Below are 17,191 nucleotides of genomic sequence, written 5' to 3' on the forward strand. Positions count from 1 at the left end.
TTCGGTGGAACAGCCTCTCATTCTGGGCTGCAACACCTCATATTTACGGCACAGTGGGACTGCCGCAGGCAGCCCATCCTACGAGTCAGAAGGAATTTTCGTGACCGAAACCACGAGCCTCAACGAAGGCGTGGACACCAAGACTTCCGAGACCAAGAGCTCCGGCCTGGCCTCCTTGAAGATGACCCAGCTGCAGCAGCTGGCGTCGCAGCTCGGCATCACCGGCGGATCGCGCATGCGCAAGGCCGACCTGGTCGCCGCCATCAGCTCCCACCAGCGCGGCGGCTCGATCGCCGCCAAGGACGCGGAAGCTGCCAAGGCCGCCGAGCCGAAGGCCGACGCAGCCCAGGCGCCAGCCGCCAAGGAAGCGCCGGCCAAGACCACCCGTACCCGTCGCGCACCGAAGGCCGCCGCAGAGGCCCCGAAGGCCGACGCAGCCCCCGCCCAGGAAGCAGCTGAGGCCCCGCAGGCCGCCGAGCCGAAGGCTGAAAAGCCGGCCCGCGCCCGCCGCACCTCGCGCCGCGTGACCGACTCCGGCAAGATCACCGCCAAGGACGACGCCGCCAAGGCAGCGACCACCGAGGCACCGGCCCAGGCCGAAGCCGCAGTGGACGCGCCGGCCGAGGAAGCCGCCGCACCGGCCAAGGAACGCGCACCGCGCCAGCGCCGCAACAACCGCGCCGCTAAGGCAGAGCAGGCATCCGAGGCTCCGGCACAGGATGCCGACGCCCCGGCCGCCGAGGCCAAGACCGCTCCGGCCGAAGCCGATGCCGCGGAGAACGCCGAGGCGGAGAAGTCCGGCGAGCAGCGCGAAGAGCGCCGCGAGCGCGGCAACCGCCGTGAGCGTGGCAACCGCCGTGAGCGCAACAACGACCGCAACGACCGTGGCAACGACCGAAATGACCGCGGCGGCGACCGCAACGAGTCTTCCGAGCAGGACGCGTCCGAGCAGTCGGAGGAGCGCCGCGATCGCAACCAGGAGCGCAACGAGCGCAATGAGCGCAACGCCAACCGCCGTGAGCGCAACAACGACCGCAGCGAGCGCGGCAACCGCCGCGATCGCAACGATCGCAATGACCGCAACCAGGATCGCAACGACCGGAACAACCGCAACCGCCGCGGCCGCCGCGAGGACGACGAGCCGCAGCTGAGCGAGGACGACGTGCTGCTGCCGATCGCCGGCATCCTGGACGTGCTGGAGAACTACGCATTCGTCCGCACCGCCGGCTACCTGCCCGGCCCGAACGACGTCTACGTCACCCTAGGCCAGGTCAAGAAGTACAACCTGCGCAAGGGCGACGCCATCGTCGGCGCCATTCGCGCACCGCGCGAGGGCGAGACCCCGAACCCGCGCCAGAAGTTCAACGCCCTGGTGCAGCTGACTTCGGTGAACGGCAAGAAGCCGGAGGACAACCGCGAGCGCGTCGAATTCAACAAGCTGGTGCCGCTGTACCCGACCGAGCGCCTGCGCCTGGAGACCGATCCGAAGCTGGTCGGCCCGCGCGTCATCGACCTGGTCGCACCGATCGGCAAGGGCCAGCGCGGCCTGATCGTCTCGCCTCCGAAGGCCGGCAAGACCCTGATCCTGCAGTCCATCGCGAACGCGATCACCACCAACAACCCAGAGGTGCACCTGATGATGGTGCTGGTGGACGAGCGTCCCGAAGAAGTCACCGACATGCAGCGCACCGTCAAGGGCGAGGTCATCGCCTCGACCTTCGACCGCCCGGCCGACGACCACACCACCGTGGCCGAGCTGGCCATCGAGCGCGCCAAGCGCCTGGTGGAAATGGGCATGGACGTCGTTGTGCTGCTTGACTCGATGACCCGCCTGGGCCGCGCCTACAACCTGGCCGCTCCGGCCTCGGGCCGCATCCTGTCCGGCGGCGTGGACTCCGCGGCGCTGTACCCGCCCAAGCGCTTTTTCGGCGCCGCCCGCAACATCGAGAACGGCGGCTCGCTGACCATCCTGGCCACCGCCCTGGTGGAGACCGGATCCAAGATGGACGAGGTCATCTTCGAGGAGTTCAAGGGCACCGGCAACATGGAGCTGCGCCTGTCGCGCCAGCTGGCCGAGAAGCGCATCTTCCCGGCGGTCGACGTCAACGCGTCCTCCACCCGCCGCGAAGAGCAGCTGATGAGCGCCGAAGAGGTGCGCATCATGTGGCGCCTGCGCCGCATGCTCTCGGGCATCGATCCGCAGCAGGCGCTGGAGGTTCTCACCGGCAAGATCCGCGAGACCCAGTCCAACGCAGAGTTCCTGATGCTGGTGAACAAGACCACACCGGACAAGCACTAGCGTTCAAAAACCCATGGCGTCCAGCCGGCCGGCACCTGTCCGGCCGGCTGGACGCCATCGGCGCGTCACCTACCATGGCGCTTAAGACATAGAATTTAACCCGGCCCTTCGTGGCCGCTGGCCAGAGCCGCGCAGAACAAAGGAAGAGCAGCCCCATGTTTGAATCCGTCAAGTCGCTACTTGAGGAGCACGCCGAGATTCAGGCGAAGCTCTCCGACCCGTCCGTCTACGCCGACCAGTCAGTGGCCCGCAAGCTCGGCCGCCGCTCCGCGCAGCTGAACGGCATCGTCGAGGCCTACAACAAGTGGAACAGCGCCACCGAGGACCTGGAAGCCGCCAAGGAAATGGCCGACGAAGATCCGGACTTCGCCGAAGAGGTCGAAACCCTCACCGCGCAGCTGCCCGAACTGGAGGAGAAGCTGCGCCGCCTGCTGATCCCGCGCGACGAGAACGACGCGCGCGACGTGATCCTCGAGGTTAAGGGCGGCGAGGGCGGCGACGAGGCCGCCCTGTTCGCCGCTGACCTGCTGCGCATGTACACCCGCTACGCGGAGCACAAGGGCTGGAAGGTCGAGATGATCTCCTACAACGAGTCCGACCTCGGCGGCTACAAGGATGCCCAGGTCGCGATCAAGGGCAAGTCCAGCGACCCGGCAGAGGGCGTCTACGCCCACCTGAAGTTCGAGGGCGGCGTGCACCGCGTACAGCGCGTGCCGGTCACCGAATCCCAGGGCCGCATCCACACCTCGGCCGCCGGCGTGCTGGTGCTGCCAGAGGTCGACGAGCCCGAAGAAGTGGACATCCACGCCAACGACCTGAAGATCGACGTCTACCGCTCCTCGGGCCCCGGCGGCCAGTCGGTGAACACCACCGATTCCGCCGTGCGCATCACCCACCTGCCTACCGGCATCGTGGTCGCCATGCAGAACGAGAAGTCGCAGATCCAGAACCGCGAAGCCGCCATGCGCGTGCTGCGCTCGCGCCTGCTGGCCCACCAGCAGGAGATCATCGACGCAGAGAACTCCGCCGTGCGCGCCAGCCAGATCCGCACCATGGACCGCTCCGAGCGCATCCGCACCTACAACTACCCGGAAAACCGCATCGCGGACCACCGCACCGGGTACAAGGCCTACAACCTGGACGCGGTGATGGACGGCGACCTGGAGCCGGTCATCGAATCCTGCATCCAGATGGACGAGGAAGAGCGCCTGGCGGCGCTGGGCGAGTAGCAGGCGCCCGCGCACCCGTGGAGAATCCGCTATCCGTCCGCGAGCTGTCCGCCGTGCGCCGCGCCGCGCTGGGACAGCTCGCCGCAGCCGGCGTGCCCAGCCCCGCGGTCGACGCCGACCTGCTGGCCTGCCACGTGCTGGGCATCGAGCGCTCCGAGCTGAAGCTGCGCGAACTGCGCGGGGATTCCTTCTCCGAGCCGCAGCTCACGCAGTACGCCGCGCTGCTCGAACGCCGCGCCGCGCGCATCCCGCTGCAGCACCTGACCGGCGAAGGCCACTTCCGCTACCTGACCCTGAAGGTCGGGCCCGGAGTGTTCTCGCCGCGCCCGGAAACCGAGACCGTGGTCCAGCTGGGCCTGGACTTCCTGGCCGAGCAAGGGCTTGCGGCCCCCCGCTGCGCTGACCTGTGCTCCGGTTCCGGGGCCATCGCCGCCGCGCTGGCCAGCGAGGTCCCGCAGGCCTCCGTGTGGGCCGTGGAGCTCTCCGAGGACGCCATCGGCTACACCCGGGCCAACTGCGAGCCGCTGGGCGTCACGGTGCTGCACCGCGACGCCTCCGCGCTGCCGGCGCCATTGCACGGCAGCATGGACCTGGTGATCTCCAACCCGCCTTACATCCCGCCCAATGCGGTGCCGCGCGAACCAGAGGTGCGCGACCACGACCCGCAGATGGCCCTCTACGGGCTGGGCGAGGACGGGCTGCAGATCCCGCGCGCCATCGCCGCCGAGGCGCTGCGCCTGCTGCGCCCCGGGGGACTGTTCGTCATGGAGCACGCCGAGGTGCAGCAGGATTCCGCCGCCCAGCTGCTGCGCGACGCTGGTTTCACGGCCGTCGCCGGGCACCCGGACCTGTCCGGGCGCCCGCGCTCGACCAGCGGCCGCGCGCCGCGCTGAACTACCCACCCACCACCCCACATGAAAGAATGATCCCGTGAGCACACGATTTTTGGTCAGCAACGAGCAGGAACACGCTGCAGGCATCGAGGCGGCGCGCACCGCGCTGTCGGCCCAGCGCTGCATCGTCCTGCCTACCGATACGGTCTACGGGATCGGCGCCGACGCGTTCAGCGCGCAAGGCGTGGCGATGCTGCTGGCGGCCAAGGGCCGCAGCCGCACCATGCCGCCGCCGGTGCTGATCGCCCAGGCCGCCACCATGGACGGGCTGGCCCGCGACATCCCTGACGAGGCCCGCAAGCTCGCCGAGGCCTTCTGGCCCGGGGGACTGACCCTGATCCTGCAGGCGCAGCCCTCGCTGACCTGGGACCTGGGGGAGACCCGCGGCACCGTGGCGCTGCGCGTCCCGAACGATGAAACCGCCCTGGAGCTGCTGGCCGCTACCGGTCCGCTGGCCGTCTCCTCCGCCAACCGCACCGGCAACCCGGCCGCCACCACCGCCGACGAGGCCGTGGCCCAGCTGGGCGATTCGGTGGACGTGTACCTGGACGGCGGCTCGCGTGCCGCACAGGACGACGCCGAGACCCTGCCCTCGACCATCGTGGACTGCACCGGCGCGCGGCTGCAGGTCGTGCGCTCCGGCGCCATCTCCATCGAGGAGCTGCGCGTGGTCGTCCCCGCCATTCTCGACTTGGGACAGGACGACTCCGGCCAGGGCGCATGAGAAGCTACGTCCTGCTGATCGCGTTCAGTTTCGCGGTCTCCTTCCTGCTTACCCCCATCGTCCGCTCGGTGGGCGAGAGGTTCACCGGCAACCAGAAGGTCCGTGCCCGCGACCAGCACGAGAAGCCGATCGTGAAGTTCGGCGGCGTGGCGATCATCGCCGCGTTCGCGCTCGGGCTCGGGCTGGCCAGTCAGCTCAGCTTCTTCCGCGGGGTCTTCGGGAACACCGAACCCATCACCGGCATCGTGCTGGCGCTGCTGGTGATCCTTATCCTTGGGCTCGCCGACGACATGTTCGATCTGCGCTGGTGGATCAAGGCCAGCGGCCAAGTCCTGGTGGGCGGGATCGTCGCCGGGCACGGAATCGTGATCCAGTCGCTGCCCGTGGGTTCCTGGCAAATCGAGCACACCTGGATCCAGATCGCCATCACCATCTTCCTGATCGTGCTCACGATGAACGCGATCAACTTCTCCGACGGGCTCGACGGGCTGGCCGCCGGGCTCGCGGCCATCGGCGCGGCCACGTTCTTCGTCTACTCCTATGTGCTGGCCACGCACGTCAGCGCCGACGACTACGCCAACATGGGTGCGCTTTTGTGCTCCCTGCTGCTGGGCGCGTGCCTGGGGTTCCTGCCGCACAACTTCAACCCCGCGAACATCTTCATGGGGGAGAGCGGCGTGCTGGCCATCGGCATGATCCTCTCGGTGGCCACGATCGCGGTGACCGGTGACGTGCAGGGCTTGGAAGCCCAGCGCTTCCGCAACATCCCGGCCTACATGCCGATGTTGCTGCCGATGGTGATCGTCTTCCTACCAGTACTGGACCTTGTGCTCTCGGTGCTGCGCCGGCTGGCCAACAAACGCTCACCCTTTTCGCCGGACGCCAAGCACATCCACCACAAGATGCTCGCGCAGGGTCACTCGGTGCGCCGTGCGGTGATCCTGCTGTACCTGTGGGCCGGCTTCATCGCCGTATCGGTGGTCTCGATCGCGTTCATCCCCGTCGTTCTGATGGTTCCGATCGTCATCTTGCTGTTTATCGGTGTGGGACTTGCCACATGGAAACCACTGGTGGTCGACCGGTTGGGTGCGCTACGCAAGAAGTTGTCCAAGTAGCCAATTCGGGTATCATGCCGCCACCTCCCACAAACTGTTTCTATCTCGTGTAGAATTCAATATGGATCTTCTCCCGGAACAGTTTTGTTCGCAGGGGGTTTTGAGTTTCATCAGCATCGATAGGTGCACCATGGATCATCGATTTAGACGAAGGAAGGATGCGGACTTGGCTTCTGGTTCTGCCCGCGTCAGTGCTTCGTCTGGATCGAAGTCCATCTGGTTGCCGATTCTGGGCCTGTCAATGGTGTACTCGATCATCGCGACCGCAGCCTTTTTCCTGATTTCTTGGCTGCTTGCCGATCTTGAGTACGCGTTATCCGGCGCTTTTGCCGCCGGTGTGGTTATTGGCTTTTTCGCTATTGGCATTCTGATCGCTGAAGCTGCAGGACGAATCCGCCGCTCGTGGGCCATGCCCGCGTTCTTGGCGACATTCGTCATCAAGGTGTTCGGCGTCGCCTTCGTTCTGTTGAGCCTGGGATTGCCCGCTTGGGTTGATCGTCAGGCTTTCGTACTCGCTGCAGCCGTATCCCTTGTTGCCTGGCAGGTCGGCGAGGTCCGAGCCTTCATGAAGGCTCGCCTTGCCATCTATAACGAGGAATAGGGCTAAGAGCTCTGACGCTTATGTCAGAGAGATGCTGTGAGTTTGATAAGCTTACTAACGGGTCATTTTCGGCCGTGCGCTTAATTGCCTGCGGACGAATCGGAAACATCCTCGGGGAAACCCGGGGTCGCACTTATCAGAGTTGATGCTACCGGCGACAGCTGTGAGAAGTACCCGTTTGATCTTTTCTTCACACGGTGAAAGGCAGTTACCGCCAGTCACCGCCTTTTGCCCGTGACCGTTACTGCAGAGAGGACAGCGCGTTGTTCGCGTTTGCGCTCCCAATGGCCTCAGAAGAAGGCGGATTTGTCCCGCCAACCGTATCCGATACCCACCTCCCGGAGATTTTCCCGTGGATGGCTGAGTACGGTACGGGTTTCGGCAAGCAGATGCTCATGATCGTCCTGTCGATCGTGCTTATCTCTTGGTTCTTCACCGCAGCTATCAAGAACCCTAAATTGGTTCCAGGCAAGATGCAGTACCTCGCTGAGTCCGGCTACGCCTTCGTGCGTAACGGCATCGGCCGCGACATCATCGGCGAAAAGAACTTCCGTCCATGGATTCCGCTGCTGTTCGCGACGTTCTTCTTCGTCTTGCTGAATAACCTCTTCGGTGCCATCCCGTTCCTGCAGCTTCCATCGTTCTCACACGCTGGCTCTGCATACGCAATGGCAATCATCATCTACGGCACCTGGATTGCCGTAGGTCTGAAGAATCACGGTATTCGTTACTTCAAGCTGGCAGTTACTCCAGCGGGCGTGAGCCCGGTGATGCTGATCCTGCTGGTGCCTTTGGAAATCATTTCGAACTTCATCGTCCGCCCACTGACGCACTCGCTGCGTCTCATGGCAACGATGCTGGCAGGCCACATCATCGTGATGCTGGCAGCCTCAGGTGCACGCCACTTGATCGTCGTTCAGGAATCGCTGGCACTGAATGGTGTTGGTGTTCTGGTCATCGCCGGTTCGGTAGCTATGTACTTCCTCGAATTGTTGATCATGGTTCTGCAGGCGTTCGTGTTTACGCTGCTGACCGCGATCTACATCCAAGGCGCGCTTGAAGCCGACGCCCACTAAGGCCATTTCTTCTTTACTCAAACCCAATAGTTCTTCCTTGATTGATTCAAGGAAAACCTCACAACCTACCGGCAAGAAGCACGGTATCTTGAAAGGAATAATCGCATGAGCGGCTCCCTGAATATGATCGGTTACGGTCTGGCAGCAATTGGTTCGGCTATCGGCGTTGGTCTGATCTTCGCTGCTTACATCAACGGCGTTGCACGTCAGCCAGAGGCACAGCGCATCCTGCAGCCAATCGCTATGCTCGGCTTCGCACTTGCTGAAGCACTGGCCATCCTGGGCCTGGTTTTCGCCTTCGTTATCAAGTAAGTCTTTCCCGGCTGTAGTGGCCTCGCCACTATCGCGAGGCGTACACACAAGTGGAAACTAATAGATAAGGAATGGTGAGTATGAATAGCACTGACTTCATCCTCGCTGCGGGCGAATCGGTCAATCCGCTGATGCCAAATCCGTGGGAAATTCTCGTCACGGGTGTTGGTTTCGCGGTCCTTCTGTTCATCGTCATCAAGGTGATTGCTCCGAAGTTCGAGCAGTCCTACGAAGATCGCGTCACCGCGATCGAAGGTGGCCTGGAGAAGGCCGAGGCAGCACAGAAGGAAGCAGAGGAGACCTTGGCACAGTACAAGGCCCAGCTTCTGGAAGCTCGCACCGAGGCTAACCGCATCCGCGAGGAAGCTCGCAGCGAAGGTGCTCAGATCCTCGAGGATCTGAAGACCAAGGCAACCGACGAGGCTACTCGCATCAGCGAGCAGGCTCAGCGTCAGATCTCGGCCGAGCGCACCGCCGCTCTGTCGTCGCTTCGCACCGACGTGGGCGCTTTGGCCACCGAACTTGCAAGCAAGATTGTTGACGAAGCTCTGAAGGACGATGCCCGTGCCCAGCGCGTGGTTGATCAGTTCCTGAACGATTTGGAAGCTCAGCAGAACGCAGGTGCATCGAACTAATGGCAAGTGTATCGAGCGAGTCATTGGCAAAGGCTTTGGAGTTCCTGGAACCCAAGTTGGCACTGGCATCTTTGGAGCTGCCGAAGGAACTGTTCGCGGTCCTGGAAGTACTGGATGCAAATGCCGGTCTTCGCCGAGCATTGACTGATCCGGCCCGTGAAGCTGCCGAGAAGGCAAGCCTGTTGGCACAGCTGCTGCGCGGAAAGGTTTCGGCTGACGCCGAGTCCACCGTCGCCCAGCTGGCTTCCACTCGCTGGAGCTCGGAACGCGACATTAGCGATGCGCTCGAAACGCTGGCTGTCACTGCGGTGACCGCAGTGGCCGAGCAGCAGGACGGCGCTTCGGGGCTGGCCAAGCTGGAGCAGGATCTGTTCTCCTTCATCGAGGTGGTTCGTTCTAACCACGAACTGCAGCGTGCGTTGGATGATGCGCAGGCCCCAGCCGAGGCAAAGAGCGCTCTGGCGCTCAAACTCGTGCCCAACGCGTCGCGGACCGCGCAGGTGTTGATCTCCCAGGCAATTTCGGCCCCTCGCGGGCTGAAGCCCATTGCTCTGATTGAGCGTTTCGTTGAGCTTGTGGCCAAGCGCCAGCAGCGTTGGATCGCCTCGGTGACCAGCACTGTGAAGCTTTCCGAGGCTCAGCTTGAGCGCCTGGAGACCAGCTTGAACAAGGTTTATGGTCGCCAGCTGAAGCTCAACGTCACTACCGATCCGTCGCTGATCGGCGGCCTGGTAGTCAAGGTGGGCGACGAAGTTGTCGACGCTTCCGTGGCATCTCGTGTGGCCGAGTTGCGCCGCGCCCTGGCCGGCTAGAACTTTTGCCAGGGGCTGTGCCCCTGGCAAAAGTTCCGGCTCGCCGGGACCAACACAGACTTCATTCACATCGATCCACCAATGATTTTGGGTGGATCACAATTTAGGAGAGCAGGGACTGCAGATGGCCGATTTGACCATCAATGCCGACGACGTCCGTAATGCCCTAAACGAGTTCGCATCTTCCTACGAACCGGGTAAGGCAGAGCGCACCGAGGTGGGACGCGTTGTCGCAGCAAGCGACGGCATCGCCAAGGTGGAAGGTCTTCCTTCCGTCATGGCCAACGAGCTGCTGAAGTTCGAAGACGGCACCCTGGGCCTGGCCCAGAACCTCGACACCCGTGAAATCGGCGTCGTGGTGCTCGGTGACTTCACCGGCATCGAAGAGGGCCAGAAGGTCGAGCGCACTGGCGAGATTCTCTCGGTTCCAGTAGGCGACGGCTTCATGGGCCGCGTGGTTGACCCGCTGGGTGAGCCACTGGACAACCTGGGCCCGATCGAGTCCGAGGGCCGCCGTGCACTGGAACTCCAGGCACCAGGCGTGACCGAGCGTAAGTCGGTTCACGAACCGCTGCAGACCGGCATCAAGGCCATCGACGCCATGATCCCGATCGGCCGTGGCCAGCGTCAGCTGATCATTGGCGACCGCCAGACCGGCAAGACCGCTATCGCCGTCGACGCCATTCTGAACCAGCGCGCCAACTGGGCCACCGGCGACCAGACCAAGCAGGTTCGCTGCATCTACGTTGCAGTGGGCCAGAAGGCTTCGACCATCGCAGCCGTGCGCCAGACCCTCGAAGAGCAGGGCGCCCTGGAGTACACCACGATCGTGGCCTCCCCGGCATCCGACCCTGCCGGCTTCAAGTACCTGGCACCATACGCAGGCTCGGCCATCGGCCAGCACTGGATGTACGGTGGCAAGCACGTTCTGATCGTGTTCGATGACCTGTCGAAGCAGGCTGAAGCCTACCGCGCCGTGTCGCTGCTGCTGCGCCGTCCGCCAGGACGCGAAGCTTACCCGGGCGACGTCTTCTACCTGCACTCCCGTCTGCTTGAGCGTTGCGCCAAGGTTTCGGACGAGCTGGGCGCAGGTTCGATGACCGGTCTGCCGATCATCGAAACCAAGGCGAACGACGTCTCGGCCTTCATCCCGACCAACGTCATCTCGATCACCGACGGCCAGATCTTCCTGCAGTCGGACCTGTTCAACGCCAACCAGCGCCCAGCTGTCGACGTGGGTGTTTCGGTTTCCCGCGTGGGTGGCGCCGCACAGGTCAAGGCCATGAAGAAGGTCTCCGGTACCCTGAAGCTTGAACTGGCTCAGTACCGCGACATGCAGGCTTTCGCCATGTTCGCTTCGGACCTGGATGCCGCATCCAAGCAGCAGCTGACCCGTGGTGCACGTCTGATGGAACTGCTGAAGCAGGGCCAGTACCAGCCGTACGCCGTCGAGGATCAGGTTGTCTCCGTGTGGGCCGGCACCAACGGCTACCTGGACGATGTTCCGGTGGAAGACGTGCTGCGCTTCGAACGGGAGTTCATCGACTACCTGCGTCACCGCACCGAGGTTCTGACCGTTCTGGCCCAGACCGGCAAGCTGGAAGACGAGACCGTCGACGCCATGAAGGCGGCCATTGCTGACTTCAAGGCCGGCTTCTTCGGCCAGGGCGACGACCAGCTGGTCGCCGCAGGTCACGAAGAGCACGACGCTCTGGATGCCGAGTCCGTCGACCAGGAACAGATCGTCAAGCAGAAGCGCTGACAATTTCCTTGACGTTTAGGGGTACGGCGTCGGCGACGGCGCCGCACCCCAAACGTTGGGAATAAGGAAAGGACACACATGGGAGCCCAGATTCGGGTCTACCGCCAGAAGATTGCCTCGACCTCGTCGATGCGCAAGATCTTCAAGGCGATGGAACTGATCGCTGCATCCCGCATCGGCAAGGCACGTAGCCGTGTTTCGGCTTCGCTGCCGTACGCCAATGCGATCACCCGTGCAGTTACCGCCGTCGCGTCCCAGGCCGATGTTGAACACCCGCTGACCACGGAACCGGCGAATGTTCGCCGTGCCGCGGTGCTGGTGATGACTTCGGACCGCGGACTCGCCGGGTCCTACTCCGCCAGCGTTCTGAAGCAGGCAGAGCACCTCGTGGAACTCCTGCGTGGAGATGGCAAGGAAGTCAAGACCTACTTGGTCGGCCGCAAGGCCCAGGCTTACTTCGATTTCCGTTCGCGCGAGTACGCCCGAGTGTGGACCGGGAACACCGATTCCCCGCAATTTGAAACCGCACGCGAGCTGCGCGAAATCCTCCTTGAGGACTTCGCTAACGATTACGAGCAGGGTGGCGTGGACGAGATCCACGTTGTTTACACCCAGTTCAAGTCGATGGTCACGCAGGAACCGACGGTTATCCGTCTGTTGCCGTTGGAGGTTGTCGAGGGTGAAACCGAGACTCCTACCGACGAGCTGTTGCCACTGTACGAATTCGAGCCGTCGCCGGAGGAAGTGCTGGACGCACTGCTGCCGCGTTACATCGATTCGCGTCTGTTCAACGCCCAGCTGCAGGCCGCAGCCTCCGAGCTCGCTGCACGTCAGCGCGCGATGAAGGCCGCAGGCGACAACGCCGGCGAGTTGATCAAGAAGTACACGCGACTGCGTAACAACGCCCGTCAGGCTGAAATCACCCAGGAGCTTTCGGAAATCGTCGCCGGCGCAGACGCGCTGAACGACTAGCCGAAACCTCCTACCAGACAAGAAGTGAGAAAGATGACTGCCCAACTCAACGAGCAGGTTACCGCAGGGGCCACCGGTCGTATTGCCCGCGTGATTGGCCCGGTCGTGGACGTCGAGTTCCCTGCCGATGCACTGCCTGCAATCTACAACGCACTCACCGCTGAGCTGACCCTCAACGGTGTAACCAAGACCATCACCTTCGAAACCAGCCAGCACCTCGGTGACGGTCTGGTTCGAGCAGTATCGCTGCAGGCCACCGACGGCTTGGTCCGCGGTGCAGCCGTGAAGGACACCGGCGCTTCGATCTCCGTCCCGGTTGGCGACGGCGTCAAGGGCCACATCTTCAACGTGCTGGGCGACGCCCTGGACGTTGACAACTCGGAGATCCAGGTCACCGAGCGCTGGCCAATCCACCGCCAGGCACCGAAGTTCTCCGATCTTGAGGGCTCGACCGAGATGCTGGAAACCGGCATCAAGTCGATCGACCTTCTGACCCCCTACATCAAGGGTGGCAAGATCGGTCTGTTCGGTGGCGCAGGCGTGGGTAAGACCGTGCTGATCCAGGAAATGATCACCCGTGTTGCACGTAACTTCGGTGGTACTTCGGTATTCGCCGGCGTGGGCGAGCGCACCCGTGAAGGCAACGACCTCTGGGTCGAAATGGACGAGGCCAACGTTCTGAAGGACACCGCCTTGGTGTTCGGCCAGATGGATGAGCCACCAGGAACCCGCCTGCGCGTGGCACTGTCCGCTCTGACCATGGCGGAGTACTTCCGCGATGTGCAGAACCAGGACGTGCTGCTGTTCATCGACAACATCTTCCGCTTCACCCAGGCCGGTTCCGAGGTGTCGACCCTGCTGGGCCGCATGCCTTCCGCCGTGGGTTACCAGCCGAACCTTGCCGATGAAATGGGCCTGCTGCAGGAACGCATCACCTCGACGAAGGGCCGCTCGATCACCTCGATGCAGGCAGTCTACGTCCCGGCTGATGACTACACCGACCCGGCTCCGGCGGCAACCTTCGCCCACCTGGATGCAACCACCGAGCTGTCGCGTGAAATCGCGTCGCGCGGTCTGTACCCGGCAATCGATCCGCTGACCTCGACCTCGCGAATCCTGGATCCGCAGTACATCGGTCAGGCTCACTATGATACGGCCATCCGCGTGAAGGCCATCCTGCAGAAGAACAAGGAACTGCAGGACATCATCGCGATCCTCGGCATCGACGAACTGGGCGAAGAGGACAAGGTCGTCGTGGCCCGTGCACGTCGTATCCAGCAGTTCCTGTCGCAGAACACCTACACCGCGAAGCAGTTCACCGGTGTGGAGGGTTCGACCGTTTCCATCAAGGACACCATCGAGGGCTTCACCGCCATCTGCGATGGCGACCTGGACCACATCGCAGAGCAGGCGTTCTTCAACGTCGGTGGTTTGGACGACGTCGAGCGCCAGTGGGCTGAGATCCAGAAGGCCAGCAAGTAACGATGGCCGAACTTCAGGTCGAAATCGTTGCGGCCGACCACTTCGTGTGGTCCGGCCCGGCGAAGCTGGTCAAGGCTCGTTCGGTAGACGGCGAGATCGGAGTTCTGCCCGGTCACGTCCCGATGCTGTCGGTGCTTGCCGCTGGGGATCTGGAAATCGATCCGGTTTCCGCATCCCGCTTCACGGTCCAGATCGATGGAGGGTTCTTCTCGGTCGACTCGGATCGCGTCGTGATCGTTGCTGACAACGCTGTTCTGGAAAACGCAGCGTAGGCGATGAATTGATTGAGATTACCGCACCAGTTCTCATAGCGCTGCTGGTTCTAGCCGGCATCGTCATGTTTTTTGGCGCCATGGCCGTGCGCCGCATTCAGTTGCGGCGCACGCTGGGCACCTTCGACGCCTCCATCCTCACGCCCAAGGGCAAGTGGATGATGGTGATCGGCCGCTACGGCGGCGGACATGTGGATCTGTTGCGGTTTTTCTCTGTCTCGCCGATCCCCAGCTTCGTGGTCGAGCGCCGCGGGCTGGATGTCACGGGGTGGCGTCGCGCCGACGAGCAGGAGGCCTTGCGGATTCCGCCGGGCTTCGTGATCGTTGAGCTGACCCGCAACGGCGAACCCCTGCTGCTGGCGATGGACTACCGGGACTATACCGGGTTCTCGTCCTGGCTCGAAGCAGGGCCGATTGCCGGCTCCTGGCAGATCTAGACAAAAACTTCTGATCCCGCCTCCGGGCGGCCGATCCATTCGTGGAACGGCCGCCCGGAGGCGGGATTTTTTGCGACCTCGCACCGGATGCGCCGGGTGCGCAGAGTCGGGGCAACGGGGGAGCCTATGCCAAGGCCCGCCGCTTCGGAAGCTGGTTCCGAGGCGGCGGGCCCGATGCATCATGCGGACGGCGCTGCGGCTAGAGCAGCTGGCCCTTGCGGAAGGTTTCCACCAGCTGCAGCTCGGCATCGAGCACCAGCACGTCGGCGGCGAAGCCGTAATGCAGGGAGCCGACTTCGTCGGCCAGCCCGATCAGCGAGGCGGGGTTCACGGTGGCCGCGTAGACGGCCTGCACCAGCGGGATGCCGGCGGCCACTGTCTCGCGCACGATCTGCAGCAGCGTGGCGGTGCCGCCCGCCAGCGAGCCGTCGGTGGCCAAGCGCGCCTGCCCGTCGGCGACGTTGACCTCCTGCGGGCCCAGCGAGTAGCTGCCGTCGGCCAGCCCGGTGGCGGCCATGGAGTCGCTGACCAGCAGGATGCTGCGGGCGCGCACGAGGTTGAACATCAGGCGCACGGTATCGGGGGACAGGTGCACCCCGTCGCCGATCAGCTCCACGTAGGCGTCCCCGCGCTGGGCGGTCTCCAGACAGGCGGCCACCGGACCGGGCTCGCGGTGGTGCAGCGGCGGCATGCCGTTGAACAGGTGGGTCACCGTCGGTTTCTCGGTGAAGCCGTCCACGCCGGCGCTGCGCAGCTGCTCGCGGGCGAACAGCAGCGAATCGGAGGTCTGCGTGGCGGTGGCGTTGGTGTGGCCCAGCGACGGGACCACGCCGTAGGAAACCAGCTGGCTGATCAGCTCCTCGCTGCCCTCCAGCTCCGGGGCGTAGGTCATGGTGCGCAGCTGGCCGCGTGAAGCGGCGAACAGCTCGTCGACGAACTCGGGCTGCGGATTGGACAGGAAGCGCGGGTCCTGGGCGCCGCAGCGCGCCTCGGAGAGGAACGGCCCTTCGGCGTGGATGCCGGCGATCAGCCCTTCTTCGGCGAATTCGGCGAGGATTTCCGCCGCCTCCACCATGGCGCCGCGATCGGCGGTGACCAGGGAAGCCAGCAAGGTGGTGGTGCCGGCCTTGTGCAGGTAGCCCAGGGCCTCGGTGACCGCCTGGTGCTCCGGGGCCGCGAAATCGGCGCCCACCGCGCCGTGGCAGTGCAAGTCGATCAGTCCGGGGATCAGGACGGCGCCCTCGGGCACCGGATGCACGGCGAATTGGCCGGCGTCCTCCTTGGCGAGGAAGTCGTCGCGGTTGCCGGCGAAGGCGATGCGGTCATCTTCGATGGCCAGTGCGCCATCGGTGACCTTCATTCCGTCGGAGACCAGGGTGGCGAACAGTACTAAGCGCGAAGCAGTCATGCTCCTAGCTTAGAAGAGACGGCCCTCCGAGTCATCGACGCCGCGCATTGCATCGTAATCGAGGGTGAGGCAGCGGATGCCGCGGTCCTCGGCCAGGGTGCGGGCCTGCGGCTTGATCTGCTGGGCGGCGAACACCCCGGAGACCGGCTTGAGCAGGGGATCGCGGTTGAGCAGCTCCAGGTAGCGGGTCAGCTGCTCCACGCCGTCGATGTCGCCGCGGCGCTTGAGCTCCACGGCTACGGTGGCGCCTTCGCCGTCGCGGGCCAGGATGTCCACCGGGCCGATCGCGGTCATGTATTCGCGGCGGATGAGCTTGTGCCCGGCGCCCAGCAGCTCGATCTGCTCGGCCAGCAGGCGCTGCAGGTCGGCCTCCACGCCGTCCTTGATCAGGCCCGGGTCGTTGCCCAGCTCGTGGGCCGAGTCGTGCTCGATCGAGTGGAACTGGATGGTCAGCCGGTCGTCGGTCTTCGCGCTGGCCACGGTCCAGGTGGTCACCGAGCCCAGTGCGGCGGCCTCCTCGTCGGGCGAGCCTTCCCGCAGGGTCAGCGGCGGGTTCATCCAGTTCAGGGGCTTGTAGCTGCCCCCGTCGGAGTGGATGAGCACCGAGCCGTCGGCCTTCACCATGATCAGGCGGGTAGCCAATGGGAGGTGGGCCCGCAGGCGGCCTTCGTAATCTACTGAACACTTCGCAACCACTAAACGCACCTGACACACTCTACTAGGTGCGTGCGGTGCACGCGCCCGGGATACGGCATGATTAATGACATGCCACGTTCGAACCGCCCCCGCCGCCAGTCCAAACCCCGAGGCAATTCCCGGGGTGCCTCCGGCGGAGGATCGCGCTACGAGGCCGACTCCGAGGCGGATTTCGGGTCGGCGCGCCGCGAGGACGACTGGATGCAACGGGCCCGCTACGGGGTGGTCATGCTGCAGGACGCGCCCGACGGCCAGTGGCATGTGCGCAAGATTTCCCCGCTGAACGCCCAGAAGACCTACACCTGCCCGGGCTGCCACCGGCAGATCACCGTGGGAGTGGCGCACCTGGTAGCCTGGCGCGCGGATCACTGGTCGGGGGACGACGCAGCGGCCACCGCCCGGCGCCACTGGCATCCGCGCTGCTGGGAAACCCGCTCCTACAAGTACTAGCTGCCGCAGGACAGCC

18 protein-coding genes are annotated in these 17,191 nt (G+C 64.1%); 16 read left to right on the forward strand and 2 right to left on the reverse strand.

Annotated elements, in window-relative coordinates:
• Positions 1 to 100: 100 nt before the first annotated feature.
• The 15 genes from rho (at position 101) to RF641_RS00570 (ending at position 14,621) form a co-directional block, all read left to right on the forward strand.
• The gene (gene rho / locus RF641_RS00500; RefSeq protein ID WP_424572152.1) at positions 101 to 2,299 is read left to right on the forward strand and encodes a transcription termination factor Rho; all 2,199 of its coding nucleotides are present in this window, start codon (positions 101 to 103) and stop codon (positions 2,297 to 2,299) included.
• Positions 2,300 to 2,454: 155 nt separating this feature from the next.
• Complete coding sequence (gene prfA / locus RF641_RS00505) at positions 2,455 to 3,528, forward strand: peptide chain release factor 1 (RefSeq protein ID WP_047118742.1); 1,074 nt, start codon at positions 2,455 to 2,457, stop codon at positions 3,526 to 3,528.
• 17 nt (positions 3,529 to 3,545) lie between these two features.
• Complete coding sequence (prmC, locus tag RF641_RS00510) at positions 3,546 to 4,421, forward strand: peptide chain release factor N(5)-glutamine methyltransferase (protein WP_424572153.1); 876 nt, start codon at positions 3,546 to 3,548, stop codon at positions 4,419 to 4,421.
• 37 nt (positions 4,422 to 4,458) lie between these two features.
• Positions 4,459 to 5,145, forward strand: a complete 687-nt coding sequence (locus tag RF641_RS00515) for an L-threonylcarbamoyladenylate synthase (protein WP_047118744.1) — start codon at positions 4,459 to 4,461, stop codon at positions 5,143 to 5,145.
• Positions 5,142 to 6,260, forward strand: a complete 1,119-nt coding sequence (locus RF641_RS00520) for an MraY family glycosyltransferase (protein ID WP_424572154.1) — start codon at positions 5,142 to 5,144, stop codon at positions 6,258 to 6,260. The genes RF641_RS00515 and RF641_RS00520 overlap by 4 nt, the downstream gene beginning before the upstream one ends.
• A 166-nt stretch (positions 6,261 to 6,426) precedes the next feature.
• Positions 6,427 to 6,861: a hypothetical protein gene (locus RF641_RS00525; RefSeq protein ID WP_047120647.1), complete on the forward strand. Its 435-nt coding sequence runs from the start codon at positions 6,427 to 6,429 to the stop codon at positions 6,859 to 6,861.
• 263 nt (positions 6,862 to 7,124) lie between these two features.
• Positions 7,125 to 7,937, forward strand: coding sequence for a F0F1 ATP synthase subunit A (gene atpB / locus RF641_RS00530; protein ID WP_047118746.1), 813 nt, complete (start codon positions 7,125 to 7,127; stop codon positions 7,935 to 7,937).
• A gap of 105 nt (positions 7,938 to 8,042) precedes the next feature.
• Complete coding sequence (locus RF641_RS00535) at positions 8,043 to 8,249, forward strand: ATP synthase subunit C (RefSeq protein WP_022876338.1); 207 nt, start codon at positions 8,043 to 8,045, stop codon at positions 8,247 to 8,249.
• A gap of 80 nt (positions 8,250 to 8,329) precedes the next feature.
• Complete coding sequence (locus RF641_RS00540) at positions 8,330 to 8,884, forward strand: F0F1 ATP synthase subunit B (protein WP_047118747.1); 555 nt, start codon at positions 8,330 to 8,332, stop codon at positions 8,882 to 8,884.
• Positions 8,884 to 9,696 carry a F0F1 ATP synthase subunit delta gene (locus RF641_RS00545; RefSeq protein ID WP_047118748.1) on the forward strand — a complete coding sequence of 271 codons (813 nt, stop codon included), beginning with the start codon at positions 8,884 to 8,886 and terminating at the stop codon, positions 9,694 to 9,696. The genes RF641_RS00540 and RF641_RS00545 overlap by 1 nt, the downstream gene beginning before the upstream one ends.
• A 124-nt stretch (positions 9,697 to 9,820) precedes the next feature.
• Complete coding sequence (atpA, locus tag RF641_RS00550) at positions 9,821 to 11,458, forward strand: F0F1 ATP synthase subunit alpha (RefSeq protein ID WP_047118749.1); 1,638 nt, start codon at positions 9,821 to 9,823, stop codon at positions 11,456 to 11,458.
• Between the two features lie 78 nt (positions 11,459 to 11,536).
• Complete coding sequence (locus RF641_RS00555; protein WP_047118750.1) at positions 11,537 to 12,430, forward strand: F0F1 ATP synthase subunit gamma; 894 nt, start codon at positions 11,537 to 11,539, stop codon at positions 12,428 to 12,430.
• A 33-nt stretch (positions 12,431 to 12,463) separates the two neighbouring features.
• Entirely contained in the window at positions 12,464 to 13,912 is a 1,449-nt protein-coding gene (atpD, locus tag RF641_RS00560) for a F0F1 ATP synthase subunit beta (RefSeq protein WP_047118751.1), read from the forward strand.
• A 2-nt stretch (positions 13,913 to 13,914) separates the two neighbouring features.
• The gene (locus tag RF641_RS00565; protein ID WP_047118752.1) at positions 13,915 to 14,184 is read left to right on the forward strand and encodes a F0F1 ATP synthase subunit epsilon; all 270 of its coding nucleotides are present in this window, start codon (positions 13,915 to 13,917) and stop codon (positions 14,182 to 14,184) included.
• Positions 14,185 to 14,192: 8 nt separating this feature from the next.
• Entirely contained in the window at positions 14,193 to 14,621 is a 429-nt protein-coding gene (locus tag RF641_RS00570; protein WP_052772306.1) for a DUF2550 domain-containing protein, read from the forward strand.
• Between the two features lie 199 nt (positions 14,622 to 14,820).
• Here the strand turns inward: RF641_RS00570 and RF641_RS00575 are convergent, their stop codons facing one another.
• A complete protein-coding gene (locus RF641_RS00575; protein ID WP_424572155.1) occupies positions 14,821 to 16,029 on the reverse strand; it encodes an N-acetylglucosamine-6-phosphate deacetylase in 1,209 nt (402 codons plus the stop codon).
• A 9-nt stretch (positions 16,030 to 16,038) separates the two neighbouring features.
• The gene (gene nucS, locus RF641_RS00580; RefSeq protein ID WP_053797791.1) at positions 16,039 to 16,734 is read right to left on the reverse strand and encodes an endonuclease NucS; all 696 of its coding nucleotides are present in this window, start codon (positions 16,732 to 16,734) and stop codon (positions 16,039 to 16,041) included.
• A 60-nt stretch (positions 16,735 to 16,794) separates the two neighbouring features.
• Between nucS and RF641_RS00585 the strand changes: the two genes are divergently transcribed.
• Complete coding sequence (locus RF641_RS00585) at positions 16,795 to 17,175, forward strand: hypothetical protein (protein ID WP_047118755.1); 381 nt, start codon at positions 16,795 to 16,797, stop codon at positions 17,173 to 17,175.
• Positions 17,176 to 17,191: the final 16 nt, after the last annotated feature.

It is taken from the genome of Arthrobacter sp. 'calajunan' (genome assembly GCF_046940185.1).
Classification (GTDB): Bacteria; Actinomycetota; Actinomycetes; order Actinomycetales; family Micrococcaceae; genus Glutamicibacter; species Glutamicibacter soli.

Bases quoted from the DNA above. Each gene is read 5' to 3' on its own strand.
- prfA (WP_047118742.1), top strand. From the start codon at position 2,455: ATGTTTGAATCCGTCAAGTCGCTACTTGAGGAGCACGCCGAGATTCAG.
- RF641_RS00520 (WP_424572154.1), top strand. From the start codon at position 5,142: ATGAGAAGCTACGTCCTGCTGATCGCGTTCAGTTTCGCGGTCTCCTTC.
- RF641_RS00535 (WP_022876338.1), top strand. From the start codon at position 8,043: ATGAGCGGCTCCCTGAATATGATCGGTTACGGTCTGGCAGCAATTGGT.
- RF641_RS00540 (WP_047118747.1), top strand. From the start codon at position 8,330: ATGAATAGCACTGACTTCATCCTCGCTGCGGGCGAATCGGTCAATCCG.
- RF641_RS00545 (WP_047118748.1), top strand. From the start codon at position 8,884: ATGGCAAGTGTATCGAGCGAGTCATTGGCAAAGGCTTTGGAGTTCCTG.
- atpA (WP_047118749.1), top strand. From the start codon at position 9,821: ATGGCCGATTTGACCATCAATGCCGACGACGTCCGTAATGCCCTAAAC.
- RF641_RS00555 (WP_047118750.1), top strand. From the start codon at position 11,537: ATGGGAGCCCAGATTCGGGTCTACCGCCAGAAGATTGCCTCGACCTCG.
- atpD (WP_047118751.1), top strand. From the start codon at position 12,464: ATGACTGCCCAACTCAACGAGCAGGTTACCGCAGGGGCCACCGGTCGT.
- RF641_RS00565 (WP_047118752.1), top strand. From the start codon at position 13,915: ATGGCCGAACTTCAGGTCGAAATCGTTGCGGCCGACCACTTCGTGTGG.
- RF641_RS00575 (WP_424572155.1), bottom strand. From the start codon at position 16,029: ATGACTGCTTCGCGCTTAGTACTGTTCGCCACCCTGGTCTCCGACGGA.
- RF641_RS00585 (WP_047118755.1), top strand. From the start codon at position 16,795: ATGCCACGTTCGAACCGCCCCCGCCGCCAGTCCAAACCCCGAGGCAAT.